The organism is Candidatus Kosakonia sp. 282A-S69 (assembly GCF_029433855.1).
Taxonomy (GTDB): Bacteria; Pseudomonadota; Gammaproteobacteria; order Enterobacterales; family Enterobacteriaceae; genus Kosakonia; species Kosakonia cowanii_A.
The window spans coordinates 45,509-70,925 of the sequence record NZ_JAROAU010000004.1; the positions used below are offsets into that span (position 1 = coordinate 45,509).

The 25,417-nt window shown below is 57.3% G+C and carries 23 protein-coding genes and 1 pseudogene; 18 read left to right on the top strand and 6 right to left on the bottom strand.

Annotated elements, in window-relative coordinates:
• Positions 1 to 37: 37 nt before the first annotated feature.
• The 3 genes from dnaJ (at position 38) to nhaR (ending at position 3,430) form a co-directional block, all read left to right on the top strand.
• Positions 38 to 1,177 (top strand): molecular chaperone DnaJ, encoded by a 1,140-nt coding sequence (gene dnaJ / locus PU683_RS19940; RefSeq protein WP_277174378.1) that lies wholly within the window; start codon positions 38 to 40, stop codon positions 1,175 to 1,177.
• A 166-nt stretch (positions 1,178 to 1,343) separates the two neighbouring features.
• Positions 1,344 to 2,513 carry a Na+/H+ antiporter NhaA gene (gene nhaA, locus PU683_RS19945; RefSeq protein WP_277174379.1) on the top strand — a complete coding sequence of 390 codons (1,170 nt, stop codon included), beginning with the start codon at positions 1,344 to 1,346 and terminating at the stop codon, positions 2,511 to 2,513.
• A gap of 17 nt (positions 2,514 to 2,530) precedes the next feature.
• Positions 2,531 to 3,430 carry a transcriptional activator NhaR gene (nhaR, locus tag PU683_RS19950; RefSeq protein WP_277174380.1) on the top strand — a complete coding sequence of 300 codons (900 nt, stop codon included), beginning with the start codon at positions 2,531 to 2,533 and terminating at the stop codon, positions 3,428 to 3,430.
• Between the two features lie 48 nt (positions 3,431 to 3,478).
• On the opposite strand, the gene rpsT is transcribed toward nhaR, so the two are convergent.
• A complete protein-coding gene (gene rpsT / locus PU683_RS19955; protein WP_277174381.1) occupies positions 3,479 to 3,742 on the bottom strand; it encodes a 30S ribosomal protein S20 in 264 nt (87 codons plus the stop codon).
• 89 nt (positions 3,743 to 3,831) lie between these two features.
• Here rpsT and PU683_RS22385 point away from each other — a divergent pair.
• From PU683_RS22385 to folA, 15 genes and pseudogenes are all read left to right on the top strand, one after another.
• Positions 3,832 to 4,061: pseudogene (locus PU683_RS22385) on the top strand (DUF2575 domain-containing protein).
• A gap of 7 nt (positions 4,062 to 4,068) precedes the next feature.
• On the top strand, positions 4,069 to 5,010 hold the full coding sequence (gene ribF, locus PU683_RS19960) for a bifunctional riboflavin kinase/FAD synthetase (protein ID WP_277174382.1): 942 nt from the start codon (positions 4,069 to 4,071) through the stop codon (positions 5,008 to 5,010).
• A gap of 45 nt (positions 5,011 to 5,055) precedes the next feature.
• On the top strand, positions 5,056 to 7,869 hold the full coding sequence (ileS, locus tag PU683_RS19965) for an isoleucine--tRNA ligase (RefSeq protein ID WP_277174383.1): 2,814 nt from the start codon (positions 5,056 to 5,058) through the stop codon (positions 7,867 to 7,869).
• Positions 7,869 to 8,369 carry a signal peptidase II gene (gene lspA / locus PU683_RS19970; RefSeq protein WP_277174384.1) on the top strand — a complete coding sequence of 167 codons (501 nt, stop codon included), beginning with the start codon at positions 7,869 to 7,871 and terminating at the stop codon, positions 8,367 to 8,369. The genes ileS and lspA overlap by 1 nt, the downstream gene beginning before the upstream one ends.
• A 107-nt stretch (positions 8,370 to 8,476) precedes the next feature.
• On the top strand, positions 8,477 to 8,947 hold the full coding sequence (gene fkpB / locus PU683_RS19975; protein ID WP_023480425.1) for an FKBP-type peptidyl-prolyl cis-trans isomerase: 471 nt from the start codon (positions 8,477 to 8,479) through the stop codon (positions 8,945 to 8,947).
• Positions 8,928 to 9,878: a 4-hydroxy-3-methylbut-2-enyl diphosphate reductase gene (gene ispH / locus PU683_RS19980; protein ID WP_277174385.1), complete on the top strand. Its 951-nt coding sequence runs from the start codon at positions 8,928 to 8,930 to the stop codon at positions 9,876 to 9,878. The genes fkpB and ispH overlap by 20 nt, the downstream gene beginning before the upstream one ends.
• Before the next feature lie 75 nt (positions 9,879 to 9,953).
• Complete coding sequence (gene rihC / locus PU683_RS19985) at positions 9,954 to 10,868, top strand: ribonucleoside hydrolase RihC (protein WP_277174386.1); 915 nt, start codon at positions 9,954 to 9,956, stop codon at positions 10,866 to 10,868.
• A 35-nt stretch (positions 10,869 to 10,903) separates the two neighbouring features.
• On the top strand, positions 10,904 to 11,533 hold the full coding sequence (locus tag PU683_RS19990; RefSeq protein WP_277174387.1) for an alanyl-tRNA editing protein: 630 nt from the start codon (positions 10,904 to 10,906) through the stop codon (positions 11,531 to 11,533).
• A 148-nt stretch (positions 11,534 to 11,681) separates the two neighbouring features.
• Positions 11,682 to 12,503, top strand: coding sequence for a 4-hydroxy-tetrahydrodipicolinate reductase (dapB, locus tag PU683_RS19995; RefSeq protein ID WP_277174388.1), 822 nt, complete (start codon positions 11,682 to 11,684; stop codon positions 12,501 to 12,503).
• Positions 12,504 to 12,959: 456 nt separating this feature from the next.
• Positions 12,960 to 14,108 carry a glutamine-hydrolyzing carbamoyl-phosphate synthase small subunit gene (gene carA / locus PU683_RS20000; protein ID WP_277174389.1) on the top strand — a complete coding sequence of 383 codons (1,149 nt, stop codon included), beginning with the start codon at positions 12,960 to 12,962 and terminating at the stop codon, positions 14,106 to 14,108.
• 17 nt (positions 14,109 to 14,125) lie between these two features.
• The gene (carB, locus tag PU683_RS20005; RefSeq protein WP_277174390.1) at positions 14,126 to 17,350 is read left to right on the top strand and encodes a carbamoyl-phosphate synthase large subunit; all 3,225 of its coding nucleotides are present in this window, start codon (positions 14,126 to 14,128) and stop codon (positions 17,348 to 17,350) included.
• 242 nt (positions 17,351 to 17,592) lie between these two features.
• Complete coding sequence (locus PU683_RS20010) at positions 17,593 to 17,826, top strand: YgdI/YgdR family lipoprotein (protein ID WP_042715383.1); 234 nt, start codon at positions 17,593 to 17,595, stop codon at positions 17,824 to 17,826.
• 129 nt (positions 17,827 to 17,955) lie between these two features.
• Positions 17,956 to 18,486 carry a glutathione-regulated potassium-efflux system oxidoreductase KefF gene (gene kefF / locus PU683_RS20015; RefSeq protein ID WP_277174391.1) on the top strand — a complete coding sequence of 177 codons (531 nt, stop codon included), beginning with the start codon at positions 17,956 to 17,958 and terminating at the stop codon, positions 18,484 to 18,486.
• Positions 18,479 to 20,341 carry a glutathione-regulated potassium-efflux system protein KefC gene (kefC, locus tag PU683_RS20020; RefSeq protein ID WP_277174392.1) on the top strand — a complete coding sequence of 621 codons (1,863 nt, stop codon included), beginning with the start codon at positions 18,479 to 18,481 and terminating at the stop codon, positions 20,339 to 20,341. Before kefF ends, kefC begins: the two co-directional genes overlap by 8 nt.
• Before the next feature lie 194 nt (positions 20,342 to 20,535).
• A complete protein-coding gene (gene folA, locus PU683_RS20025; protein WP_139966656.1) occupies positions 20,536 to 21,015 on the top strand; it encodes a type 3 dihydrofolate reductase in 480 nt (159 codons plus the stop codon).
• 34 nt (positions 21,016 to 21,049) lie between these two features.
• On the opposite strand, the gene apaH is transcribed toward folA, so the two are convergent.
• From apaH to surA, 5 genes are read right to left on the bottom strand one after another with little or no spacing between them, the layout of a single operon-like run.
• The gene (gene apaH, locus PU683_RS20030; RefSeq protein WP_277174393.1) at positions 21,050 to 21,898 is read right to left on the bottom strand and encodes a bis(5'-nucleosyl)-tetraphosphatase (symmetrical) ApaH; all 849 of its coding nucleotides are present in this window, start codon (positions 21,896 to 21,898) and stop codon (positions 21,050 to 21,052) included.
• 3 nt (positions 21,899 to 21,901) lie between these two features.
• Complete coding sequence (gene apaG, locus PU683_RS20035) at positions 21,902 to 22,279, bottom strand: Co2+/Mg2+ efflux protein ApaG (protein ID WP_277174394.1); 378 nt, start codon at positions 22,277 to 22,279, stop codon at positions 21,902 to 21,904.
• A 3-nt stretch (positions 22,280 to 22,282) separates the two neighbouring features.
• Positions 22,283 to 23,104 carry a 16S rRNA (adenine(1518)-N(6)/adenine(1519)-N(6))-dimethyltransferase RsmA gene (rsmA, locus tag PU683_RS20040; RefSeq protein ID WP_277174395.1) on the bottom strand — a complete coding sequence of 274 codons (822 nt, stop codon included), beginning with the start codon at positions 23,102 to 23,104 and terminating at the stop codon, positions 22,283 to 22,285.
• A complete protein-coding gene (gene pdxA, locus PU683_RS20045) occupies positions 23,101 to 24,090 on the bottom strand; it encodes a 4-hydroxythreonine-4-phosphate dehydrogenase PdxA (protein ID WP_277174498.1) in 990 nt (329 codons plus the stop codon). Before pdxA ends, rsmA begins: the two co-directional genes overlap by 4 nt.
• The gene (gene surA, locus PU683_RS20050; protein WP_277174396.1) at positions 24,087 to 25,373 is read right to left on the bottom strand and encodes a peptidylprolyl isomerase SurA; all 1,287 of its coding nucleotides are present in this window, start codon (positions 25,371 to 25,373) and stop codon (positions 24,087 to 24,089) included. The genes pdxA and surA overlap by 4 nt, the downstream gene beginning before the upstream one ends.
• Between the last annotated feature and the right edge of the window lie 44 nt (positions 25,374 to 25,417).

Consider the following 25,417-nt stretch of genomic DNA (forward strand, 5'->3'; position numbering starts at 1 on the left):
CACGCCCGTGCTCGTATGTTAAGGGGCAGATAAACCGATGGCGAAGCAAGATTATTACGAGATTCTCGGCGTGTCGAAAACCGCCGAAGAGTCTGAGATCAAAAAGGCCTACCGACGCCTGGCCATGAAATTTCACCCGGACCGCAACCAGGGCGATAAAGAGGCCGAAAGCAAATTCAAAGAGATCAACGAAGCCTATAAGGTTCTGACCGATCCCCAGAAACGCGCGGCGTACGATCAGTACGGCCATGCGGCCTTTGAGCAGGGCGGCGGCGGCGGTGGGTACGGCGGCGGCTTTGGCGGCGGTGCCGACTTTAGCGACATCTTTGGCGATGTCTTTGGCGACATCTTCGGTGGCGGTCGTGGCCGTCAACGCGCGGCGCGTGGCGCCGACCTGCGTTACACCATGGAGCTGACGCTGGAAGAAGCGGTACGCGGTGTAACGAAAGAGATCCGCATTCCGACGCTGGAAGAGTGTGACATCTGCCACGGCAGCGGCGCAAAAGCGGGTACGCAGCCGCAGACCTGTCCGACCTGTCACGGCTCCGGTCAGGTTCAGATGCGCCAGGGCTTCTTTGCCGTACAGCAGACCTGTCCACACTGTCAGGGCCGCGGTACGCTGATTAAAGATCCGTGCAATAAATGCCACGGCCACGGCCGCGTTGAGAAATCCAAAACCCTCTCCGTGAAGATCCCGGCAGGGGTGGACACCGGCGATCGTATTCGTCTGAGCGGCGAAGGCGAAGCGGGCGAGCACGGCGCGCCGGCGGGCGATCTCTACGTTCAGGTGCAGGTGAAACAGCACCCGATCTTTGAGCGCGAAGGTAATAACCTCTACTGCGAAGTGCCGATCAACTTTGCCATGGCGGCGCTGGGCGGCGAAATCGAAGTGCCGACGCTGGATGGTCGCGTGAAGCTGAAAGTGCCGAGCGAAACGCAAACCGGCAAGCTGTTCCGCATGCGCGGTAAAGGCGTGAAATCCGTGCGTGGCGGCGCGCAGGGCGATCTGCTGTGCCGCGTAGTCGTAGAGACACCGGTCGGCCTGAACGAGAAACAGAAGCAGCTGCTGCAGGATCTGCAGGACAGCTTTGGTGGCCCGACGGGGGAAAATAATAGCCCGCGCTCCAAAAGCTTCTTCGATGGCGTCAAAAAATTCTTCGACGATCTGACGCGCTAAGCGTCCCGCATCTACTCTCTTTATCAAACCCGGCGTTGCCGGGTTTTTTTTGCCCGCTCGCATGCCTCGGAAAAACAGAGCTGATAAGCAACAATAATCTGTTTTTAACGAAGAGTAACCGGGCGTAAGATAGCCGCCACGACGTTACAGGGAGTGGGAGAATCCGATGAAGTTTTTACACCGTTTTTTAAATAGCGATGCCTCAGGTGGCATTGTGCTGATTTTGGCCGCCGCGTTGGCCATGCTCTGCGCTAACCTCGGCGCGACGCAGGCGCTTTACAGCTCCTTCTTACAGACTCCGGTCCAGCTGAAAGTGGGATCGCTTGAGATTAACAAAGACATGCTGTTGTGGATTAACGATGCGCTGATGGCGATCTTTTTCCTGATGGTCGGTCTGGAAGTGAAATATGAGCTGGTTGAGGGAACGCTCGCCAGCCGCCAGCAGGCGGTATTCCCGGTGATTGCCGCGCTGGGGGGCATGGTCGCACCCGCGCTGATCTTCCTGCTATTTAATGGTCATAACCCGCTGGCAAGCCACGGCTGGGCCATTCCTACCGCGACAGATATTGCTTTTGCCCTTGGCGTGCTGGCGCTGTTAGGTAACCGCGTCCCGCCGGTACTAAAAGTGTTTTTGATGGCGCTGGCGATCATTGACGATCTCGGCGCGATTGTGATTATTGCGCTGTTCTACACCAGCGATCTCTCGACCCTCGCGCTGGGGGTTGCCGCGACCGCTATCGCCGTGCTGGCAATCATGAACGCGCTCAACGTGCGCCGCATCGGTATCTATATGTTAGTGGGCGTCGTGCTGTGGACGGCGGTGCTGAAATCCGGGGTGCATGCCACGCTTGCGGGCGTTATCGTCGGCTTCTTTGTGCCGCTGAAGAAAGAGAATGGCGTGTCGCCGTTACATCAGTTGAGCGATGCGATCAGCCCGTGGGTCGCCTGGCTTATTCTACCGCTGTTTGCTTTTGCTAACGCCGGGGTCTCTCTCAACGGTATGTCGCTCTCCGGCCTGACTGATGTGCTGCCGCTGGGGATTATTGCCGGTCTGGTGATCGGTAAACCGCTCGGCATTTCGCTCTTCTGCTGGCTGGCGCTGCGTCTGAAACTGGCGAAGCTGCCGCACGGCGCGGTGTTTAAGCAGATTATGGCGGTTGGCGTGCTGTGCGGCATTGGCTTTACCATGTCGATCTTTATCTCGTCACTCGCCTTTGGCGATGCCCATGCCGATATGATCGCCTGGAGCAAGCTGGGCATTCTCGCCGGCTCGGTTATCTCGGCCGTGGTGGGTTACTGCTTGCTGCGCACGCGCATTCTCCGCCCGGCGCAGTAACGCAGAGGTAAAGCGCCATGTCATATATCAATTACAACCACCTGTACTACTTCTGGCATGTCTATCGGGAAGGCTCCGTCGTTGGCGCGGCGGAGGCGCTTTACTTAACGCCGCAGACGATCACCGGGCAGATCAAAGCGCTGGAGGAGCGGCTACAGGGCAAGCTTTTTAAACGCAAAGGGCGAGGGCTGGAGGCCACCGAACTGGGTCAGCTGGTATTTCGCTATGCCGATAAGATGTTCGCGTTAAGCCAGGAGATGCTCGATATCATCAACTACCGCAAAGAGGCGAACCTGCTGTTTGATGTCGGCGTGGCAGATGCGCTCTCAAAGCGGCTGGTGAGCGGTATTCTTGATGCGGTCGTACAAGAGGGCGAGCCAATTCACCTGCGCTGTTTTGAATCGACGCACGAGTTGCTGCTGGAGCAGTTAAGCCAGCATAAGCTCGATATGATTATCTCTGATTGTCCTATCGACTCTGCCCAGCATGAGGGGCTCTTTTCGGTGAAGATTGGCGAGTGCAGCGTCAGCTTCTGGAGCAGCAGCCCGGCGCCGGAGCTGACGTTTCCCGCCTCCCTTGAAACGCGTCGGTTATTAATCCCCGGTCGCCGCTCAATGCTTGGTCGTAAGCTGATGAACTGGTTTCATGTGCAGAATCTGCAGGTAGAGATCCTTGGCGAATTTGATGATGCCGCGCTGATGAAGGCCTTTGGCGCGAAACACAACGCCATCTTTGTGGCACCGACCTCTTATGGCGACGACTTCTATGCTGATGCGCGAATGGTGGAGATCGGCCGGCTCGACAATGTGCAGGAGGAGTATCACGCGATTTTTGCTGAACGAATGATCCAGCATCCGGCGGTGCAGCGCATCTGCAATCGCGACTACTCGGCGCTCTTCGCGCTACACCAGAAATGAAAAAACCCGCCGAAGCGGGTTTTTTTTACAAAGCGAACAGCGTAGCGATTAAGCCAGGCTGTTGATACGCGCGGTCAGGTTAGCCTTATGACGCGCTGCTTTGTTTTTGTGGATCAGACCTTTAGCGGCCTGACGATCCACGATCGGTTGCATTTCGTTAAATGCATTCTGCGCAGCGGCTTTGTCGCCAGCTTCAATTGCTGCGTATACTTTCTTGATGAAAGTACGCATCATTGAGCGACGGCTAGCGTTGTGCTTGCGAGCCTTTTCAGACTGAACGGCGCGCTTCTTAGCTGATTTGATATTAGCCAAGGTCCAACTCCCAAATATGATCTTTATGGACAATTCAAAGGCCGGGGAATATGCCCTTTTAGCCTTCTTTTGTCAATGGATTTGTGCAAATAAGCGCCGTTAAGCAACAACGCTCGTTACGTAGTGATGGCGCAGGATTCTAACAGCTTGCGTGTCGCGAATACAGCTTTTCCACCAGAAAAATCGTGCATAACGGCAGATTCTCACCAGAGCCAGCGGTAGCCTGATGAAAAGCGTCTCCTTTCTGGCGCGATAAGGCAATCGCCGGTTAACGTTGCCCGCTGTACAAGGTATAATCCGACGATTTTCACTGTTTTGAGCCAGACATGAAGCTGATACGCGGCATACATAACCTCAGTCATGCACCGCACGGGTGTGTGCTGACTATTGGTAATTTCGACGGCGTACATCGCGGTCATCAGGCGTTGCTACAGGGGCTGGGCGCAGAAGGGCGCGCGCGCGGCCTGCCGGTAGTAGTGATGATTTTTGAACCGCAGCCGCTGGAGCTGTTCGCCGGGGAAAAATCTCCCGCGCGGCTGACGCGTCTGCGCGAGAAGCTTCGCTTGCTGGCCGAATGCGGTGTGGACTATGTCCTCTGCCTGCGCTTTGACAGGCATTTTGCAGCGCTGACCGCACAAACCTTTGTCAGTGATCTGCTGGTCGACCGCCTCGGTGTGAAATTTCTCGCAGTCGGTGACGATTTCCGTTTTGGCGCTGGTCGCCAGGGGGATTTCTTGTTATTACAGAAGGCTGGCGAAAAATATGGCTTTGACGTCACCAGCACGCAAACTTTCTGCGAAGGCGGCGTGCGGGTGAGCAGCACCGCGATTCGCCAGGCGCTGGCGAACGACGACCTGGCGCTTGCCGGGAATCTCCTTGGCCGCCCGTTCACCATCTCCGGGCGCGTTGTCCATGGCGATGCGCTGGGACGCACCATCGGTTTTCCGACCGCTAACGTGCCCCTGCGCCGCCAGGTCTCCCCGGTGAAAGGGGTTTACGCCGTTGAAGTCGCCGGGCTCGGCGATAGGCTGCTGCCGGGCGTCGCCAACATTGGTACCCGCCCGACAGTGGCGGGTATTCGCCAGCAGCTGGAAGTGCATCTGCTGGACGTTGCAATGGACCTCTATGGTCGCCATATAGACGTAGTACTGCGTAAGAAAATACGTAATGAACAGCGTTTTGCTTCCCTCGATGAACTGAAGGCGCAAATCGCCCGAGATGAGGTAGCGGCCCGTGAATTTTTTGGGCTATCTAAACCGGCTTCTTAAGGCCTGGTGGTATTAATCAAACCGAAATACGGAACCGAGAATCTAATGAGTGACTATAAATCTACCCTGAATTTGCCGGAAACAGGGTTCCCAATGCGTGGCGATCTCGCCAAACGCGAACCGGGAATGCTGGCGCGTTGGACTGATGATGACCTCTACGGCATCATCCGTGCGGCGAAAAAAGGCAAAAAAACCTTCATTCTGCATGATGGCCCTCCATATGCGAATGGCAGCATTCATATTGGTCACTCGGTTAACAAGATTCTGAAAGACATTATTGTGAAGTCCAAAGGGCTCGCAGGTTATGACTCGCCTTATGTTCCAGGTTGGGATTGCCACGGTCTGCCGATCGAACTGAAAGTTGAGCAGGAGTACGGCAAGCCGGGTGAGAAGTTTACCGCCGCCGAATTCCGCGCCAAGTGCCGTGAATATGCCGCCACGCAGGTGGATGGGCAGCGCAAAGACTTTATCCGCCTGGGCGTGCTCGGCGACTGGTCGCACCCCTATCTGACCATGGACTTCAAAACTGAAGCCAATATCATCCGCGCGCTGGGCAAAATCATCGGTAACGGCCACCTGCTGAAAGGGGCTAAGCCGGTGCACTGGTGCGTCGACTGCCGCTCCGCGCTGGCGGAAGCGGAAGTTGAGTATTACGACAAAACGTCACCTTCTATCGACGTTGCCTTCCAGGCCGTCGATCAGCAGGCGGTAAAAGCGAAATTTGGCGTTGACACCGTTGGCCCGGTTTCGCTGGTTATCTGGACGACTACGCCGTGGACACTCCCTGCTAACCGCGCTATCTCCCTCTCTCCGGAGTTTGAGTATGCGCTGGTGCAGGTTGATGGTCAGGCGGTGATCCTGGCGAAAGATCTGGTTGAGAGCGTGATGAAACGCACCGGCATCAGCGATTATCGCGTGCTGGCTACGGTCAACGGCGCCGAGCTTGAGCTGATGCGCTTCAAACACCCGTTCCTTGATTTCGACGTTCCGGCGATCCTCGGCGATCACGTTACGCTGGATGCGGGTACCGGCGCGGTGCATACCGCCGGTGGCCACGGCCCGGACGACTACACCATCAGCCAGAAGTATGGTCTGGAAATTGCCAACCCGGTTGGCCCGGACGGTCGCTATCTGCCGGGAACCTACCCGACGCTCGACGGTATTAACGTCTTCAAAGCGAACGATATTATCGTGGCGCTGCTGACCGAAAAAGGCGCGCTGCTGCACGTCGAAAAGATGCAGCACAGCTATCCGTGCTGCTGGCGTCACAAGTCACCGATCATCTTCCGCGCTACGCCGCAGTGGTTCGTCAGCATGGATCAAAAAGGGTTGCGCGCGCAGTCGCTGCAGGAGATCAAAGGCGTGCAGTGGATCCCGGACTGGGGCCAGGCGCGTATCGAATCGATGGTCGCTAACCGTCCTGACTGGTGTATCTCCCGTCAGCGCACCTGGGGCGTGCCGATGTCGCTGTTCGTCCATAAAGATACCGAAGAGCTGCACCCGCGTACGCTGGAACTGATGGAAGAGGTAGCAAAACGCGTCGAAGTTGACGGCATTCAGGCCTGGTGGGATCTCGACCCGCGCGACATCCTTGGCGATGACGCCGACAGCTATGTCAAAGTGCCGGATACGCTGGATGTCTGGTTTGACTCCGGTTCAACTCACGCTTCCGTGGTCGACGTTCGCCCGGAGTTCGCGGGCCACGCGGCAGACATGTATCTGGAAGGCTCGGATCAGCATCGCGGCTGGTTTATGTCCTCCCTGATGATCTCGACAGCGATGAAGGGCAAAGCGCCTTATCGTCAGGTACTGACCCACGGTTTCACCGTCGACGGTCAGGGCCGCAAGATGTCGAAATCTATCGGTAACACCGTTTCGCCGCAGGATGTGATGAACAAACTCGGCGCGGATATCCTGCGTCTGTGGGTGGCATCCACCGATTACACCGGTGAAATGGCGGTCTCCGACGAGATCCTGAAGCGTGCTGCCGACAGCTATCGTCGTATCCGTAACACCGCGCGCTTCCTGCTGGCAAACCTCAATGGTTTCGATCCGGCGAAAGATATGGTGAAACCGGAAGAGATGGTGGTGCTGGATCGCTGGGCCGTTGGCTGCGCGAAAGCGGCGCAGGAAGATATCCTGAAAGCCTACGAATCCTACGACTTCCATGAAGTGGTGCAGCGCCTGATGCGCTTCTGCTCCGTGGAAATGGGCTCCTTCTACCTCGACATCATTAAAGACCGTCAGTACACCGCAAAAGCGGAGAGCCGCGCGCGTCGCAGCTGTCAGACTGCGCTGTATCACATCTGTGAAGCGCTGGTGCGCTGGATGGCACCGATCATGTCCTTCACCGCGGATGAGATCTGGGGTTACCTGCCGGGCGAGCGCGAGAAGTATGTCTTCACCGGCGAGTGGTACGAAGGCCTGTTTGGTCTGGCAGACAGCGAAGCAATGAACGACGCCTACTGGGCCGAGCTGCTGAAAGTGCGCGGTGAAGTCAACAAGGTGATTGAGCAGGCGCGTGCCGATAAGAAAGTAGGTGGCTCCCTTGAAGCGGCGGTAACGCTGTTCGCGCAGCCGGAGCTGGCGGCGAAACTGACAGCGCTGGGCGATGAATTGCGATTTGTCCTGTTGACCTCAGGCGCGCAGGTTGCGGATTATGCCAGCGCTTCTGCGGATGCGCAGCAGAGCGAACTGCTCCAGGGGCTGAAAGTAGCGCTGAGCAAAGCCGACGGTGAGAAGTGCCCGCGTTGCTGGCATTACACCCATGATGTCGGTCAGGTGGCGGAACACGCAGATATTTGCGGACGCTGTGTTAGCAACGTCGCCGGTGACGGCGAAAAACGTAAGTTTGCCTGATGAGTAAACCGATCTTTTCAACAGGGCTGCGCTGGCTATGGCTGGTTGTGGCGGTGCTGATTATCGATCTGGGCAGTAAATACCTGATCCTCCAGAACTTCGCTCTGGGGGAGACGGTCTCGCTGTTCCCGTCGCTAAACCTGCACTATGCGCGTAACTACGGGGCGGCATTCAGCTTCCTCGCCGACAGCGGCGGCTGGCAACGCTGGTTCTTCGCGGGTATCGCTATCGGTATCTGCGTAGTGCTGACGGTGCTGATGTACCGCGCCAAAGCATCGCAAAAGCTGAATAACATCGCCTATGCGCTGATTATTGGCGGCGCGTTGGGTAACTTGTTCGACCGTCTGTGGCATGGCTTCGTCGTCGATATGATCGATTTTTATATGGGCGACTGGCATTTTGCTACCTTTAACCTTGCTGATACCGCAATCTGTATCGGCGCGGCGCTGATCGTGCTGGAAGGGTTCTTGCCCTCCGCCGCAGTGAAAAAAGAGGCGTAAGCCATAAAGCGTTGTAGGCCCGGTTCGCAGGCCGGATAAGCGTAGCGCTATCCGGCATGTAATATGCGCCCGGGCTCTACATTCGCTATCACATAAGAGCAACCTGCATGTCTAAATCCGTACAGAGTGACAGCGCAGTGCTGGTGCACTTCACGCTCAAACTCGAAGATGGTTCACTTGCCGAATCCACACGTAACAACGGTAAGCCGGCGCTGTTTCGCCTTGGCGACGGTTCCCTTTCCGAGGGCCTGGAGCAACATCTGCTTGGCCTGAAGGCCGGGGAGAAAAAGGTCTTTTCCCTTGAGCCGGACGCCGCCTTCGGTACGCCGAGCCCGGATCTGATCCAGTACTTCTCGCGCCGTGAATTTATGGATGCCGGCGAGCCAGAGATCGGCGCGATTATGCTCTTTACCGCAATGGATGGCAGCGAAATGCCGGGCGTGATCCGTGAAATCAACGGCGATTCGATTACCGTCGATTTCAACCATCCGCTGGCGGGCAGAACCGTCCACTTTGATATCGATGTGCTGGAAGTCGATCCGGCACTGGAGGAGACAAATGCAGATCCTGTTGGCTAACCCGCGCGGTTTTTGCGCTGGCGTTGACCGCGCTATCAGCATTGTTGAAAACGCGCTGGCGATTTACGGCGCGCCAATTTACGTGCGTCACGAAGTGGTGCATAACCGCTATGTGGTCGACAGCCTGCGCGAGCGCGGCGCCATTTTTATCGAGCAGATAAGCGAAGTGCCGGACGGCGCGATCCTTATCTTCTCGGCGCATGGCGTGTCGCAAGCGGTGCGCAACGAAGCAAAAAGCCGTGATTTAACGGTTTTCGATGCCACCTGCCCGCTGGTCACGAAAGTGCATATGGAAGTGGCGCGCGCCAGCCGTCGTGGCGAAGAGGCGATCCTGATTGGTCACGCCGGTCACCCGGAAGTGGAAGGCACCATGGGGCAGTACAGCAACCCAAAAGGGGGCATGTACCTGGTCGAGTCGCCGGACGATGTCGCGACACTTGCGATCAAAGATCCGGGCAAACTCTCGTTCATGACCCAGACCACGCTCTCCGTCGACGATACCTCTGACGTCATTGACGCTCTGCGCGTGCGTTTCCCGCAGATCGTCGGGCCGCGTAAAGATGATATCTGCTACGCCACCACTAACCGTCAGGAAGCGGTGCGCGCGCTGGCTGAACAGGCGGAAGTGGTACTGGTGGTGGGCTCCAAAAACTCCTCCAACTCTAACCGGCTCGCCGAACTGGCGCAGCGGATGGGCAAAGCGGCCTATCTGATTGATGATGCCTCTGATATCCAGGAGAGCTGGGTGCAGGGTATTGCCTGCGTTGGCGTCACGGCAGGCGCGTCCGCACCGGATATTCTGGTGCAGAACGTGATTGCCCGCCTGCAGGAGCTGGGCGGCGGCGAAGCTATCCCGCTCGAAGGGCGCGAAGAGAATATCGTCTTTGAAGTGCCAAAAGAGCTGCGGGTCGAGGTTCGCGAAGTCGAGTAACCTTTTTCCCGATGGTTATGCGAAGATGCCAGACTGAGTCTGGCATTTTTTTTGACCATTTTTCGTGGAGGGACTATGGGGCTGCCAATCATTCTCGACACCGATCCCGGTATTGATGATGCCGTGGCGATTGCCGCCGCGCTGTTCGCACCTGAGTGCGATCTGAAACTGATCACCACCGTTGCCGGTAATGTTTCGCTGGAGAAAACGACCCGTAACGCGCTGCAACTGCTTCACTTCTGGCAGGCGGAAATACCGCTGGCGCAGGGAGCCGCCACGCCCCTGCTGCGCTCGCTCTATAGCGCGGCAGATGTGCATGGTGAATCGGGGCTGGATGGCTACGACTTTATTGAACACGCGCGCCAGCCGCTGGCCATCCCGGCCTTTCAGGCTATCCGCGACACGCTGCTGGCCTCGCCTGAACCGGTCACGCTGGTGACCATCGGCCCGCTGACCAATATCGCGCTGCTGCTTACCCACTATCCCGAATGCCAGTTCAACATCCGTCGGCTGGTGATGATGGGGGGCTCCGCCGGGCGTGGTAACTTTACGCCGAGCGCCGAGTTTAATATCGCCGTCGATCCCGACGCTGCGGCGCGCGTTTTTGCCAGCGGGCTGGATATCGTGATGTGCGGCCTGGATGTCACCAACCGCGCGACCCTTGCGCCAGCTTTTTTAGCTACGCTTCCTGGCCTTAACCGCACCGGCAACATGTTGCATGCCCTTTTTAGCCACTACCGCAGCGGCAGCATGGCGACGGGGCAGCGCATGCATGACCTTTGCGCTATCGCTTACCTGGCCCGCCCGGAACTCTTTACTCTCAAACCCTGCTTTGTGGCAGTTGAGACGCAGGGGCAGTTCACCACGGGGGCGACGGTGGTGGATATTGACGGCAAGCTGGGGCTGCCCGCCAATGCACAGGTGGCGCTGGATATTGATGTAGAAGGTTTTCGTACCTGGTTCGCCGGGGTGCTGGCGCTGGCCCCCTAATATTGATGAATGCGATGACAAAGAGAGAAGACGTGATGACTGAACGACTCTACTACACCAGCGATGCGCTTGAAGGCCGCGCCCGCGTGCTGCGTTGCACAGAACAGGCCGATGGCCGTTATGCGATCGTGCTCGATCGCACCCTTTTTCACCCGCAGGGCGGCGGTCAACCGGCTGATAAAGGCTGGATCAACAGCATCGAGGTCGAAGGTGTGACACAGCAAGACGATGAGGTGATTCATCTACTGGCGCAGCCGCTGCCGGTGGGCGAGGTGGAGCTGAAAATAGATGCTGAGGCCCGCGCATTACACACCCAGCTGCACTCCGCCGGGCATCTGATTGGTTATGCGGGAGAAGCCGCGGGCTGGCGGCCGGTCAAAGCACATCACTGGCCGGGAGAGGGGCGAATCACCTTCACACCGGGAGAGGAGGCCGCAGAGCCTGAGGCTGCGACCTTCACCCACGCGATTACGCAGTGGCAATCCGCTGCGCTGGCGCGGGTCATCGCATTTGACGCGGGGCGTAGAATGGTGCGTTTTGGCGATCTTCCTGCCTATGGCTGCGGCGGAACACACGTGCGCTCGCTGTCTGAACTTAAAGAGGTGGTGATCAGCAACGTCAAAGTGAAGAAAGGGCAGCTGATTGTTAACTATACGGTGGCATAGCGCGTCGCCTCCCGTTATGCCTTTTACTGATATTTCCTGATGTATATCATTAATTTCTAATTATCGGCGTTTTCGGCTGGTGGCTCTGAGATGAGCTGGTTAATCTGGAAACGATTTTTACGCATTTAATTAACAAAAGAGCACAACTATGCATGATGCAGCAATCCGCGTAGCCATCGCGGGCGCTGGCGGTCGAATGGGCCGACAGCTGATTCAGGCCGCGCTGGCCATGGAGGGCGTTGCCCTTGGTGCGGCGCTGGAACGTGAAGGATCATCTCTGCTGGGAAGCGATGCAGGTGAACTTGCGGGCGTGGGCCAAAGCGGCGTGACAATTCAGAGCAGCCTTGAGGCGGTAAAAGAGGATTTTGATGTATTCATCGATTTCACCCGCCCGGAAGGGACGCTGCACCATCTCGCGTTTTGCCGCCAGCACCATAAAGGTATGGTCATTGGTACCACCGGCTTTGATGAAGCAGGTAAACAGGCCATCAGCGATGCGGCGCAGGATATTGCCATTGTCTTTGCCGCCAACTTTAGCGTCGGCGTGAATGTCATGCTGAAGCTGCTGGAAAAAGCGGCAAAGGTGATGGGCGACTACACCGACATTGAAATTATCGAAGCGCATCACCGCTATAAGGTGGATGCACCGTCAGGCACGGCGCTGGCAATGGGTGAAGCGATCGCCAGCTCACTGAATAAAGAGTTAAAAGAGTGCGCAGTGTATTCACGTGAAGGCCATACCGGCGAGCGCGTTCCCGGCACGATTGGCTTTGCTACCGTTCGAGCCGGGGATATCGTCGGCGAACATACGGCGATGTTCGCCGATATTGGCGAACGTGTCGAGATTACACATAAAGCGTCGAGCCGCATGACCTTTGCTAATGGCGCGGTGCGTTCCGCTTTATGGCTTAAAGATAAGGAAGGTGGCCTTTTTGATATGCGAGATGTTCTGGATCTCAACAATTTGTAAGCTTTTTTACCCTTCGTGATGTGGTTGTTGCAGTCGTAGTTGCTTGATTGCAAAGGGCAATAATTTATTGCCCTTCTGTTTTTTTAGGTTATGGTTAGTTTTTTTGCTTAAATGGGTGAATTACCCGTTTATGTGAGTGTTTTTTGTTTCTAAAATGTAAAATTTGACCATCTGGTCTGGTTTTATGCCCTCATCGCTCTTTCGTTGCAGTTTTCTTGCCGCGCAAGCGTTTTCCCCGCTCTGCTTATCTTATTTTTTTATCTCTTAAACCCTGTAAAACCAGGCAGTGGCGTAAAAGAGAAAGAAAAAGAGGCGTCATAAGTTGACTTTTACCCCACATCTCTCCAGAATGCCGCCGTTTGCCAAAAATCCACGGCCAGCAAATTTGCATTGATTCATCATCCTGATATGAATTAATATGCAAATAAAGTGAGTGAATATTCTCTGGAGGGTGTTTTGATTAAGTCAGCGCTATTGGTTCTGGAAGACGGAACCCAGTTTTACGGTCGGGCCATAGGGGCAACAGGCACGGCGGTTGGGGAAGTCGTTTTCAATACTTCAATGACCGGTTATCAAGAAATCCTCACTGATCCTTCCTATTCCCGCCAAATCGTCACTCTTACTTATCCTCATATCGGCAATGTCGGCACCAACGCGGCTGACGAAGAGTCCTCTCAGGTGCATGCGCAGGGTCTGGTCATTCGCGACCTGCCGCTGATTGCCAGCAACTACCGCAGCACTGAAGATCTCTCTTCCTACCTGAAACGCCATAACATCGTGGCGATTGCCGATATCGATACCCGCAAGCTGACCCGCCTGTTGCGCGAAAAAGGTGCGCAGAACGGCTGCATCATCGCGGGCGAAAACCTCGACGAGGCCGTGGCACTGGAGAAAGCGAAAGCCTTCCCGGGGCTGAACGGGATGGATCTGGCGAAAGAGGTGACGACCCAGGAGAGCTACAGCTGGACGCAGGGTAGCTGGACGCTTGCGGGCGAGCTGCCGGAAGCGAAACAAGAGAGCGAACTGCCTTACCACGTTGTGGCCTATGATTACGGCGCAAAACGTAACATTCTGCGCATGCTGGTGGATCGCGGGTGCCGCCTGACGGTAGTACCGGCACAAACCCCGGCCGCAGAGGTGCTGAAAATGAATCCGGACGGCATCTTCCTCTCTAACGGCCCCGGCGACCCGGCACCGTGCGACTACGCCATCGATGCCATTAAAGCTTTCCTTGAGACCGACATTCCGGTGTTCGGCATCTGCCTCGGCCACCAGCTGCTGGCGCTGGCAAGCGGCGCGAAAACCGTGAAGATGAAGTTTGGTCACCACGGCGGTAACCACCCGGTCAAAGATATCGACAACAATACGGTGATGATCACCGCGCAGAACCACGGCTTTGCCGTTGACGAGGCGTCGATGCCTGCGAACCTGCGCGTCACGCATAAATCACTGTTCGACGGCACGCTGCAGGGCATTCACCGCACCGATAAGCCGGCCTTCAGCTTCCAGGGGCACCCGGAAGCCAGCCCTGGCCCGCACGACGCTGCGCCGCTGTTTGACCACTTTATTGAATTGATTGAGCAGTATCGTCATACCGCCAAATAATCAGGAGAAAAAGAGCCATGCCAAAACGTACAGACCTAAAAAGCATCCTGATCCTTGGCGCTGGCCCGATTGTTATCGGCCAGGCGTGTGAATTCGACTACTCCGGCGCGCAGGCGTGTAAAGCGCTGCGCGAAGAGGGTTACCGCGTTATCCTGGTGAACTCCAACCCGGCGACTATCATGACCGACCCGGAAATGGCGGACGCCACCTATATTGAGCCAATCCACTGGGAAGTGGTGCGCAAGATTATCGAGAAAGAGCGCCCGGACGCGGTGCTGCCGACAATGGGCGGCCAGACCGCGCTCAACTGCGCGCTGGAGCTTGAGCGTCAGGGCGTGCTGGAAGAGTTCGGCGTGACGATGATTGGTGCCACCGCAGATGCGATTGATAAAGCGGAAGATCGCCGCCGTTTCGATATCGCGATGAAGAAAATTGGCCTCGATACCGCGCGTTCCGGCATTGCGCACACCATGGACGAAGCGCTGGCCGTGGCGGCTGACGTCGGCTACCCGTGCATTATCCGCCCCTCCTTTACCATGGGCGGCACCGGCGGCGGCATCGCTTATAACCGTGAAGAGTTTGAAGAGATTTGCGCCCGCGGCCTCGATCTCTCGCCAACCAAAGAGCTGCTGATTGATGAGTCGCTGATTGGCTGGAAAGAGTATGAGATGGAGGTGGTGCGCGATAAGAACGACAACTGCATCATCGTCTGCTCAATTGAAAACTTTGACGCCATGGGCATCCACACCGGTGACTCCATCACCGTGGCTCCGGCGCAGACGCTGACCGACAAAGAGTACCAAATCATGCGTAACGCCTCGATGGCGGTACTGCGTGAAATCGGTGTTGAGACCGGCGGCTCCAACGTGCAGTTCGCGGTTAACCCGAAAAACGGTCGTCTGATTGTGATTGAGATGAACCCGCGTGTTTCCCGCTCTTCGGCGCTGGCCTCGAAAGCGACCGGCTTCCCGATTGCGAAAGTGGCGGCGAAGCTGGCGGTAGGTTACACGCTGGATGAGCTGATGAACGATATCACCGGTGGGCGTACCCCGGCATCGTTCGAACCCTCTATCGACTATGTCGTCACCAAAATCCCGCGCTTCAACTTCGAAAAATTTGTCGGTGCGAATGACCGCCTGACCACGCAGATGAAATCCGTTGGCGAAGTGATGGCGATTGGCCGCACCCAGCAGGAGTCGCTGCAAAAAGCGCTGCGCGGCCTCGAAGTGGGCGCGACCGGTTTCGATCCGAAAGTGAGTCTTGAGGATCCGGAAGCGCTGACCAAAATCCGCCGCGAGCTGAAAGACGCGGGCGCGGATCGTATCTGGTACATCGCTGACGCTTTCCGCGCCGGTCTCTCCGTCGATGGCGTCTTCAACCTGACCAATATTGACCGCTGGTTCCTGGTGCAGATTGAGGAGCTGGTGCGTCTGGAAGAGCAGGTTGCCGCGCAGGGTATTAACGGCCTGAACGCCGATTTCCTGCGCCAGCTGAAACGCAAAGGCTTCGCCGATGCGCGTCTGGCGACGCTGGTTGGCGTGCGCGAAGCGGAGATCCGCAAGCTGCGTGACCAGTACAACCTGCACCCGGTCTACAAGCGCGTTGATACCTGCGCCGCGGAGTTCGCTACCGACACCGCGTATATGTACTCCACCTATGAAGAGGAGTGCGAAGCGAACCCGAATCAGGATCGGGAAAAAATTATGGTGCTGGGCGGTGGTCCAAACCGTATCGGCCAGGGGATTGAGTTCGACTACTGCTGCGTCCACGCCTCGCTGGCGCTGCGTGAAGATGGTTACGAGACCATTATGGTCAACTGTAACCCGGAGACCGTCTCCACCGATTACGACACCTCTGACCGCCTCTACTTCGAGCCGGTCACGCTGGAAGATGTGCTGGAGATCGTGCGCATCGAGAAGCCAAAGGGCGTGATCGTGCAGTACGGCGGCCAGACACCGCTGAAACTGGCGCGCGAGCTGGAAGCGGCGGGTGTACCGGTTATCGGTACCAGCCCGGATGCGATTGACCGCGCGGAAGACCGCGAACGTTTCCAGCAGGCGGTAGAGCGCCTGAAGCTGCTGCAACCGGCTAACGCCACGGTTACGGCACTGGAACAGGCGGTAGAGAAAGCAAAAGAGATCACCTATCCACTGGTGGTGCGTCCCTCCTATGTCCTGGGCGGCCGCGCGATGGAGATTGTTTACGACGAAGCCGACCTGCGCCGCTACTTTATGACCGCGGTCAGCGTCTCGAACGATGCGCCAGTGCTGCTGGATAAGTTCCTCGATGACGCGGTAGAAGTGGATGTCGACGCGATTTGCGACGGTGAAAATGTGCTGATTGGCGGCATTATGGAGCATATCGAGCAGGCAGGTGTTCACTCCGGTGACTCCGCCTGTTCGCTGCCAGCCTATACGCTCAGCCAGGAGATTCAGGATGTAATGCGCCAGCAGGTGCAGAAACTGGCCTTTGAGCTGCAGGTGCGCGGTCTGATGAACGTGCAGTTCGCGGTGAAGGATAACGACGTCTACCTGATTGAGGTGAACCCGCGTGCGGCGCGTACCGTACCGTTTGTCTCGAAAGCGACGGGCGTTCCGCTGGCGAAAGTGGCGGCGCGTGTGATGACCGGTCAGACCCTTGCTGCACAGGGCCACACCAGCGAAATTATTCCACCGTACTACTCGGTGAAAGAGGTGGTGCTGCCGTTCAACAAATTCCCTGGCGTTGACCCGCTGTTAGGGCCCGAAATGCGCTCGACCGGGGAAGTGATGGGCGTCGGTCGCACCTTTGCTGAAGCGTTTGCCAAAGCGCAGCTCGGCAGTAACTCCACCATGCAGAAGCGCGGTCGTGCGCTGCTGTCGGTACGTGAAGGGGATAAAGAGCGCGTCGTTGACCTCGCCGCGAAGCTGCTGAAACAGGGCTTCGAGCTGGATGCCACCCACGGCACGGCGATTGTGCTCGGCGAAGCAGGCATCAACCCGCGTCTGGTAAACAAGGTGCATGAAGGGCGTCCGCACATTCAGGATCGTATTAAGAATGGCGAATATACCTACATCATCAATACCACCGCAGGTCGCCAGGCGATTGAGGACTCTAAACTGATTCGCCGCAGCGCGCTGCAGTATAAGGTGCATTACGACACCACCCTGAACGGCGGCTTTGCCACCGCGATGGCGCTGAATGCCGACGCCACCGAGAAGGTGATCTCCGTGCAGGAGATGCACGCGCAGATCAGCAAGTAACAGAGCGGGCCGGTTTACCGGCCCGAATTTTTTGTATTTGTACTATTTGTTGTAGGCCGAAACACGTAGGCCTGATTAGCGCAGCGCCATCAGGCATTGTTGACGGATAGCGGCTACGCCTTATCCGGCCTACCGCTCCCCGCCCACCTTCAGAGTCCTCTGTATTTTCCTCATCCCTCAGCAAGTTACCCTACACTTACTGCGAAGAAGCTTAAAATTGACTGCAAAACAGGGAGAGAACCATGAAAACTAAACTTCTGCTCACATCCGTAATGACTGCCGCTGCGCTGTTTACCGTTGCCGGTTGCTCCTCAAACCAGGCTGTAGAGACGACCGATGGTAAAACCATTGTTACCGACGGCAAACCGCAGGTAGATAAAGATACCGGCATGGTCTCCATTAAAAATGCCGAGACCGGTAAAACGCAGCAGATCAACCGCGACCAGGTTAAAGGGATGAGCGAGCTGGATAACTAATCCGCTACGCTCAGGGTGCGGTGGCGCTTGCCGCCGCACGACCACACTAATTCCCCTACAGATTGCTACTGTTAGCTAATCGATTAACTGTCTACACTCTCTGAAAAATATCAGTGAAACAGGTAATCGATGATCCTCATTATTTACGCCCACCCCTATCCGCAGCACTCTCATGCCAATAAGCGCATGCTTGAGCAGGTTGAGACCCTGGATGAGGTGGAGATCCGCTCCCTTTACGACCTCTATCCCGATTTTAATATCGACATTGCCGCCGAGCAGCGGGCGCTGGCGCGTGCCGATCTCATCATCTGGCAACACCCGATGCAGTGGTATAGCGTCACGCCGTTACTCAAACTCTGGATCGATAAAGTGCTGGCTCACGGCTGGGCATATGGTCAGGGCGGCACCGCGCTGCGCGGTAAAAGTGTGATGTGGGCGGTCACTACCGGCGGTGGCGAGCATCATTTTGACCTGGGCGAACACCCAGGCTTTGAGGTGCTCGCCCAGCCTCTACAGGCCACGGCGCTCTACTGCGGGCTGACCTGGCTGCCGCCTTTTGCCATTCACCGCACCTTTGTTTGCGATGATGAAACCCTGCAAGCGCAGGCACGACAATATAAACAGCGTTTGCAGACATGGCTGGAGGTGCGGCGTGGATAGTCACTCAATGATTCAGGCATTGATCTACCTGGGCGCGGCGGCGCTGGTGGTACCCATCGCGATGCGCCTCGGGCTTGGTTCGGTGCTTGGCTACCTGATTGCCGGCGGCATTATCGGCCCGTGGGGATTACGGCTGGTTACCGATGCGCAATCTATTCTCCATTTCGCCGAAATCGGCGTGGTATTGATGCTGTTTATTATCGGCCTGGAACTCGATCCGCAGCGGTTGTGGAAACTGCGCGCCTCGGTGTTCGGCGGCGGCGCGTTGCAGATGGGCAGCTGTGGCCTGTTGCTCGGCGGCTTCTGCCTGCTGCTTGGGCTTCCGTGGCCGGTTGCGCTGTTGATTGGCCTTACGCTGGGGCTCTCATCTACCGCTATCGCCATGCAGGCGATGAATGAGCGTAACCTTACCGCCTCGCAGATGGGGCGCAGCGCGTTTTCAGTGCTGCTGTTTCAGGATATCGCCGCTATTCCACTGGTGGCGATGATCCCGCTGCTGGCCGCCAGCGGCGGAGCAATGACCCTGAGCGCCTTTTTATTATCTGCGCTAAAAGTGGTGGCGGCGCTGACGCTGGTGGTGCTGATTGGGCGCTATGTCGCGCGTCCGGCGCTGCGCTTTGTGGCCCGCTCTGGCCTGCGCGAAGTCTTCTGCGCCGTAGCGCTGCTGCTGGTGTTCGGCTTCGGTTTGCTGCTGGAAGAGGCCGGGCTGTCGATGGCGATGGGCGCGTTCCTCGCCGGGGTGCTGCTTGCCAGCTCCGAGTATCGTCACGCGCTGGAGAGCGATATCGAGCCGTTTAAAGGGCTGCTGCTCGGGCTCTTCTTTATCGGCGTCGGCATGTCGATCGATTTCGGTACCCTGGTAAGCCATCCGCTGCGCATTCTGCTTCTGCTGGGCGGTTTTCTGCTGATTAAAACCGGGGTGCTGTGGCTGATTGCGCGTCCTTTAACGGTGCCGCGCAAGCAGCGTTGGTGGTTCGCGGCGCTGCTGGGGCAGGGGAGTGAGTTTGCCTTCGTGGTGTTTGGCGCCGCACAAACGGCGCAGGTGCTGGATAGCGAATGGGCAAAAGCGTTAACCCTCACCGTGGCGCTGTCGATGGCGGCAACGCCGCTGCTGCTGGTGCTGCTCGCCCGCCTGGAAGCGGGCGGCGGCGCTCGGGAGCAGGAAGCCGATGCGATCGATGAAGAGGAGGCGCGGGTGATTGTCGCCGGCTTTGGCCGCTTCGGGCAGATCTCAGGGCGTCTGCTGCTCTCCAGCGGCGTGAAGATGGTGATCCTCGATCACGATCCCGACCATATCGAGACACTGCGTAAGTTTGGCATGAAGGTCTTTTACGGTGACGCGACCCGTGTCGATCTGCTGGAGTCTGCGGGCGCGGCGCGGGCGGAGGTATTGATTAACGCGATTGACGATCCCGAAGCCAGCCTGCACTTAACGGAGCTGGCGAAGGAGCACTTCCCGCACCTGCGCATTATTGCCCGCGCCCGCGATGTCGATCACTACATTCGCCTGCGTCAGATGGGCGTCGAGGATCCTGAGCGTGAAACCTTCGAAGCGGCGCTGAAAACCGGGCGTCTGGCGCTCGAAGGATTGGGGCTGGGAGCCTATGAGGCGCGCGAGCGCGCCGATCGCTTCCGCCGCTTTAATCACGACATGATTGAAGAGATGGCAGAAGCAGAAGATGGTGGTCAGGGACGCGTTGCGGTATTTAAGCGCACCAGCGCCATGCTGACGGAGATTATCGCCGAAGATCGGGCGCATCTCTCCGTTACGCAGCGACATGGCTGGCAGGGGACGGAAGAGGGGCGACATACTGACGATCCGGCAGATGAACCAGCGGTGAAACCGCAACCCTGATTGCGCGGCCTGTTAAGGCTGCTTGACGGCTAACGGCTTGATAGATCAGGCATGGAAAGCTGGCGGTGCGGATATGCGCAAGGTCACCGCCAGCAGAACAGAAATTTTTCTTCTTCTTTACCATGCGCACCGTCGACGAAAGATTGTGCTTTCCGTATAGTGGCGACAATTTTTTGTATCCAGGAAATGAATGAATGATCAGTCTGATTGCGGCGTTAGCAGTGGATCGCGTCATCGGTATGGAGAATGCCATGCCGTGGGATCTCCCTGCCGATCTCGCCTGGTTTAAACGCAACACCCTAAATAAACCTGTTGTAATGGGCCGCCTGACATGGGAATCCATCGGTCGCCCGCTGCCGGGGCGGAAAAACATTGTCATCAGCAGCCAGCCCGGCACCGACGATCGCGTTGAGTGGGTAAAGTCCGTTGAGGATGCGCTGGCGGCGTGCGGCGATGCGCAGGAGATCATGGTGATCGGTGGCGGCCGCGTGTACGAGCAGTTCCTGCCGAAAGCGCAGCGCCTCTATCTGACGCATATTGATGCGGAAGTGGAGGGCGATACCCACTTCCCGGATTACGATCCGGACGAGTGGGAGTCGGTCTTCAGTGAATTCCACGACGCGGACGCGCAGAATTCACACAGCTACTGCTTCGAAATCCTCGAGCGTCGCTAAAAGCAAAATCCCCGGCATGCCGGGGATTTTCATATCAGGAGGCGATGGCTTCACCATCACCCAAATCCATCTGGCGATTCGACGGCTGCGTGAAGATCTGCTTATCTTCCCAGCGCAGGCAGGTGAGATCCCCGCCCCAGCAGCAGCCGGTATCCAGACCGTAAATCCCCTCCGGCGTACCTTCGCCTTCAAGCGACGCCCAGTGGCCAAAGACGATGCTGTAGGCCTGCGCGACCGGACCCGGAATCGAGAACCAGGGTTTCAGTGGTGCAGGTGCGTTCTGCGGCGTATCTTTGCAGTACATATCCAGCTGCCCGTTCGGGAAGCAGTAACGCATCCGCGTAAAGGCGTTGGTGATAAAGCGCAGACGTGCGAGACCGCTCAGCTCCGGCGACCAGTGGTTTGGCAAATCGCCATACATCGCATCAAGGAACAGCGGATAGGAGTCGCTCGCCAGCACCGCTTCAACATCGCGGGCGCAGCTTTTCGCCGTGTCGAGATCCCACTGTGGGGTGATGCCGGCATGAGCCATCACCACCTTTTTCTCTTCATCGATTTGCAGCAGCGGCTGGCGACGCAGCCAGTTAATCAGCTCGTCGGCGTCGGGCGCTTCCAGCAGCAGGTTAAGCCGATCTTTCGGCTTATTGCGGCTGATACCGGCAAAGACTGCCAGCAGATGCAGATCGTGGTTGCCGAGCACAATGCGCGCGCTGTCGCCAAGGGATTTAACGTAGCGCAGCACATCAAGCGAACCCGGGCCGCGCGCCACAAGGTCGCCGGTCAGCCAGACGGTGTCTTTTTCCGGTGAAAACTCCACCTGGTTTAACAGCGCGATCAGTTCATCAAAGCAACCGTGAACGTCGCCAATAAAGTATGTAGACATTGATTAATGGATCACTATTGGAACGGCGAGTCGGAAGACCGGGATAGCGACGCGGAAGGCGTTGCCCTGCGCATCGACCATGTCGTAATGGCCCTGCATAGTGCCGAGCGGCGTTTCAATCACCGCACCGCTGGTGTACTGAAATTCGCCGCCTGGCTCGATATGGGGCTGCTCGCCGACCACACCTTCGCCCTGAACTTCCGTTTCGCGGCCATTTCCATTGGTGATCAACCAGTAGCGACTGAGCAACTGGACGGCGCTTCGCCCCAGGTTCCGGATGGTAACGGTGTAAGCAAAGACATAGCGTTCATGGTCGGGTTGCGACTGTGATTCGATATAGAGGCTTTGTACCTGCACAGAGACGCGGGGCGAATTGATCATGGGTTAACTCTCCTTCGGCGGCGCATTATCCGTCAGGTAGTTGGCTAACTGACAATATTGCGCAACAGAGATATTTTCTGCGCGCATCGTCGGATCGATGCCCAACGATGAAAGCACGTCGACGGTAAACACATTGCCGAGACTGTTGCGGATCGTCTTGCGGCGCTGGTTGAATGCTTCGGTGGTAATGCGGCTCAGGGTACGAACCTCTTTTACCGGGTATGGCATAGTGGTATGCGGCACCAGACGCACCACGGCGGAATCGACCTTTGGCGGCGGCGCGAAGGCTGTCGGCGGCACTTCAAGCACCGGGATCACCTGGCAATAGTACTGCGCCATGACGCTCAGTCGTCCATATGCCTTACTGTTCGGCCCTGCAACCAGGCGGTTTACCACCTCTTTTTGCAACATAAAGTGCATGTCGGCAATGGCATCAGTATAGCTAAACAGATGAAACATCAACGGGGTCGAGATGTTGTAGGGCAGGTTGCCGAAAACGCGCAGCGGCTGGCCGAGGGTTTGCGACAGCTCGCCAAAGTTCATGGTCATCGCATCCTGCTGATAAATCGTCAGCTTCGGTGCGAGGAACGGATGCGTTTGCAGACGAGCCGCCAGATCGCGGTCAAGCTCGATGACCGTCATTTTATCCAGACGATCGCCGACCGGTTCGGTCAGCGCACCAAGGCCGGGGCCGATTTCGACCATGGCCTGACCCTTCTGCGGGTTGATGGCAGAAACGATGCTGTCGATCACGAACTGGTCGTGGAGGAAGTTTTGCCCGAAGCGCTTGCGGGCTAAGTGGCCCTGATGGACGCGAGTATTCATTGAGTATTAACAATCATCTTGATGGCGAGATTAAGCGCCGTAATAAAACTGCCGACCTCCGCCGTTCCCTGTCCCGCCAGTTCAAGGGCGGTACCGTGGTCAACGGAGGTGCGAATAAAAGGTAAACCGAGGGTAATATTCACCCCGCGGCCAAAGCCCTGGTATTTTAGCACGGGCAGGCCTTGATCGTGGTACATCGCCAGCACCGCATCGGCGTTATCGAGGTACTTCGGCTGAAACAGGGTGTCTGCCGGGAGCGGACCGCTCAACTGCATGCCTTCGCGGCGCATCGTCTCCAGCAGCGGAATAATCGTATCGATCTCTTCCGTGCCCATATGACCGCCTTCGCCCGCGTGGGGGTTGAGGCCGCAGACGAGAATATGCGGATTGCGGATGCCAAACTTCTGCCGTAAATCGCCGTGCAGGATGGTGATCACTTCACGCAGCAAATCGGGCGTGATGGCATCAGCCACCTCTCTGAGCGGAAGATGCGTCGTCGCCAGCGCGACGCGCAGACTCTCCGTTGCCAGCATCATCACCACTTTGTCGGCGTGGGCGCGCTGCTCGAAGAACTCCGTGTGCCCGGTAAAGGGCGTCCCCGAATCGTTAATCACCCCTTTATGCACCGGGCCGGTGACCAGCGCGGCAAACTCACCGTTCAGGCAACCATCGCAGGCGCGGGCAAGGGTAGAGACGACGTAAGCGCCGTTTTGCGGATTAAGACGGCCGGCGACAACCGGCGCGCTCAGCGCAACGGGCAGTAGGGTAAGGGTTCCGGCCTGTTGCGGCACCGCTGCGTACCCGGGAGCGTACTCCCGAAGCGTCAGCGGCAGACCGAGCAGGGCTGCCCGGTCGCTTAACAGCGTCGCATCGCTACAGACAACCAGTTCCACAGGCCAGTCGCGCTGGGCGAGCTGCACTACCAGATCCGGGCCAATCCCGGCGGGCTCGCCGGGCGTGATAACGATGCGCTGCGTGTTCATCAGTTGCTCAGAATTTTGACGTAAGCGCTGGCGCGTTGTTCCTGCATCCAGGTTGCCGCCTCTTCAGAGAACTTACGGTTCATCAACATCCGGTAGGCGCGATCTTTCTGCGCGGCATCGGTTTTGTCGACGTTACGCGAATCGAGCATTTCGATCAGGTGCCAGCCGAAGGAGGAGTGCACCGGGCCGCTCATCTGGCCGCGTTTCAGCTTCATCAGCGCATCGCGGAAAGCGGGATCGTAGATATCCGCAGACGCCCAGCCGAGGTCACCGCCCTGGTTGGCTGAACCCGGATCCTGCGAGAACTCTTTCGCCGCATTAGCGAAGGTGGTGCGACCGCTCTTAATGTCGGCAGCAATCTCTTCCAGCTTGGTGCGCGCCTGGTCATCGGTCATGATCGGCGACGGTTTCAGCAGGATGTGGCGGGCATGCACTTCAGTCACGGAGATGCTCTTCGACTGACCGCGCAGATCGTTCACTTTAAGGATGTGGAAACCGACACCGGAGCGGATCGGGCCCAGCACGTCGCCTTTTTTCGCCGTGCTCAGCGCCTGCGCGAAGACGCTCGGCAGCTCCTGGATACGGCCCCAGCCCATCTGGCCGCCTTTCAGCGCCTGCTGGTCGGCAGAGTAGGTGATCGCCAGCTTGCCAAAGTCAGCGCCGTTACGCGCCTGCTCGATGATCGAGCGCGCCTGGGCTTCTGCTTCGTTAACCTGCGCGGAGGTCGGGTTTTCTGACAGCGGGATCAGGATGTGGCTCAGGTTCAGTTCGGTGCTGGCGTCATTCTGATTGCCAACCTGCTGCGCCAGTGACTCCACTTCCTGCGGCAGTACCGTCACGCGACGACGCACTTCGCTGTTACGCACTTCGGAGATGATCATCTCTTTGCGGATCTGGCTACGATAGGTGCTGAAATTCATCCCGTCGTAGGCCAGACGGCTGCGCATCTGATCCATCGTCATGTTGTTCTGTTTCGCAATATCCGCGATAGCGGCATCGAGCTGTTCGTCAGTCACTTTGACGCCCATCTTCGTGCCCATCTGCAAAATGATCTGATCCATGATCAGTCGCTCCAGGATCTGATGGCGCAGAGTGGCGTCATCCGGCAACTGCTGCCCTGCCTGACCAGCGTTCGCTTTGACGGACTGCATCAAACCATCAACGTCACTTTCGAGCACGACGCCGTTATTCACCACGGCGGCGACTTTATCGACAACCTGAGGCGCGGCAAAACTGGTATTCGCAACCATAGCGATACCGAGAAGCAGCGTTTTCCAGTTCTTCATACCTTTTCCATTTCAATTAACCGCAGTGCGGATTACGTTGCAAA

Excerpts from the sequence above, each read along its gene's own strand:
- dnaJ (WP_277174378.1), top strand. The coding sequence starts at position 38 with ATGGCGAAGCAAGATTATTACGAGATTCTCGGCGTGTCGAAAACCGCC.
- nhaA (WP_277174379.1), top strand. The coding sequence starts at position 1,344 with ATGAAGTTTTTACACCGTTTTTTAAATAGCGATGCCTCAGGTGGCATT.
- nhaR (WP_277174380.1), top strand. The coding sequence starts at position 2,531 with ATGTCATATATCAATTACAACCACCTGTACTACTTCTGGCATGTCTAT.
- ribF (WP_277174382.1), top strand. The coding sequence starts at position 4,069 with ATGAAGCTGATACGCGGCATACATAACCTCAGTCATGCACCGCACGGG.
- ileS (WP_277174383.1), top strand. The coding sequence starts at position 5,056 with ATGAGTGACTATAAATCTACCCTGAATTTGCCGGAAACAGGGTTCCCA.
- lspA (WP_277174384.1), top strand. The coding sequence starts at position 7,869 with ATGAGTAAACCGATCTTTTCAACAGGGCTGCGCTGGCTATGGCTGGTT.
- fkpB (WP_023480425.1), top strand. The coding sequence starts at position 8,477 with ATGTCTAAATCCGTACAGAGTGACAGCGCAGTGCTGGTGCACTTCACG.
- ispH (WP_277174385.1), top strand. The coding sequence starts at position 8,928 with ATGCAGATCCTGTTGGCTAACCCGCGCGGTTTTTGCGCTGGCGTTGAC.
- rihC (WP_277174386.1), top strand. The coding sequence starts at position 9,954 with ATGGGGCTGCCAATCATTCTCGACACCGATCCCGGTATTGATGATGCC.
- PU683_RS19990 (WP_277174387.1), top strand. The coding sequence starts at position 10,904 with ATGACTGAACGACTCTACTACACCAGCGATGCGCTTGAAGGCCGCGCC.
- dapB (WP_277174388.1), top strand. The coding sequence starts at position 11,682 with ATGCATGATGCAGCAATCCGCGTAGCCATCGCGGGCGCTGGCGGTCGA.
- carB (WP_277174390.1), top strand. The coding sequence starts at position 14,126 with ATGCCAAAACGTACAGACCTAAAAAGCATCCTGATCCTTGGCGCTGGC.
- PU683_RS20010 (WP_042715383.1), top strand. The coding sequence starts at position 17,593 with ATGAAAACTAAACTTCTGCTCACATCCGTAATGACTGCCGCTGCGCTG.
- kefF (WP_277174391.1), top strand. The coding sequence starts at position 17,956 with ATGATCCTCATTATTTACGCCCACCCCTATCCGCAGCACTCTCATGCC.
- folA (WP_139966656.1), top strand. The coding sequence starts at position 20,536 with ATGATCAGTCTGATTGCGGCGTTAGCAGTGGATCGCGTCATCGGTATG.
- apaH (WP_277174393.1), bottom strand. The coding sequence starts at position 21,898 with ATGTCTACATACTTTATTGGCGACGTTCACGGTTGCTTTGATGAACTG.
- apaG (WP_277174394.1), bottom strand. The coding sequence starts at position 22,279 with ATGATCAATTCGCCCCGCGTCTCTGTGCAGGTACAAAGCCTCTATATC.
- rsmA (WP_277174395.1), bottom strand. The coding sequence starts at position 23,104 with ATGAATACTCGCGTCCATCAGGGCCACTTAGCCCGCAAGCGCTTCGGG.
- surA (WP_277174396.1), bottom strand. The coding sequence starts at position 25,373 with ATGAAGAACTGGAAAACGCTGCTTCTCGGTATCGCTATGGTTGCGAAT.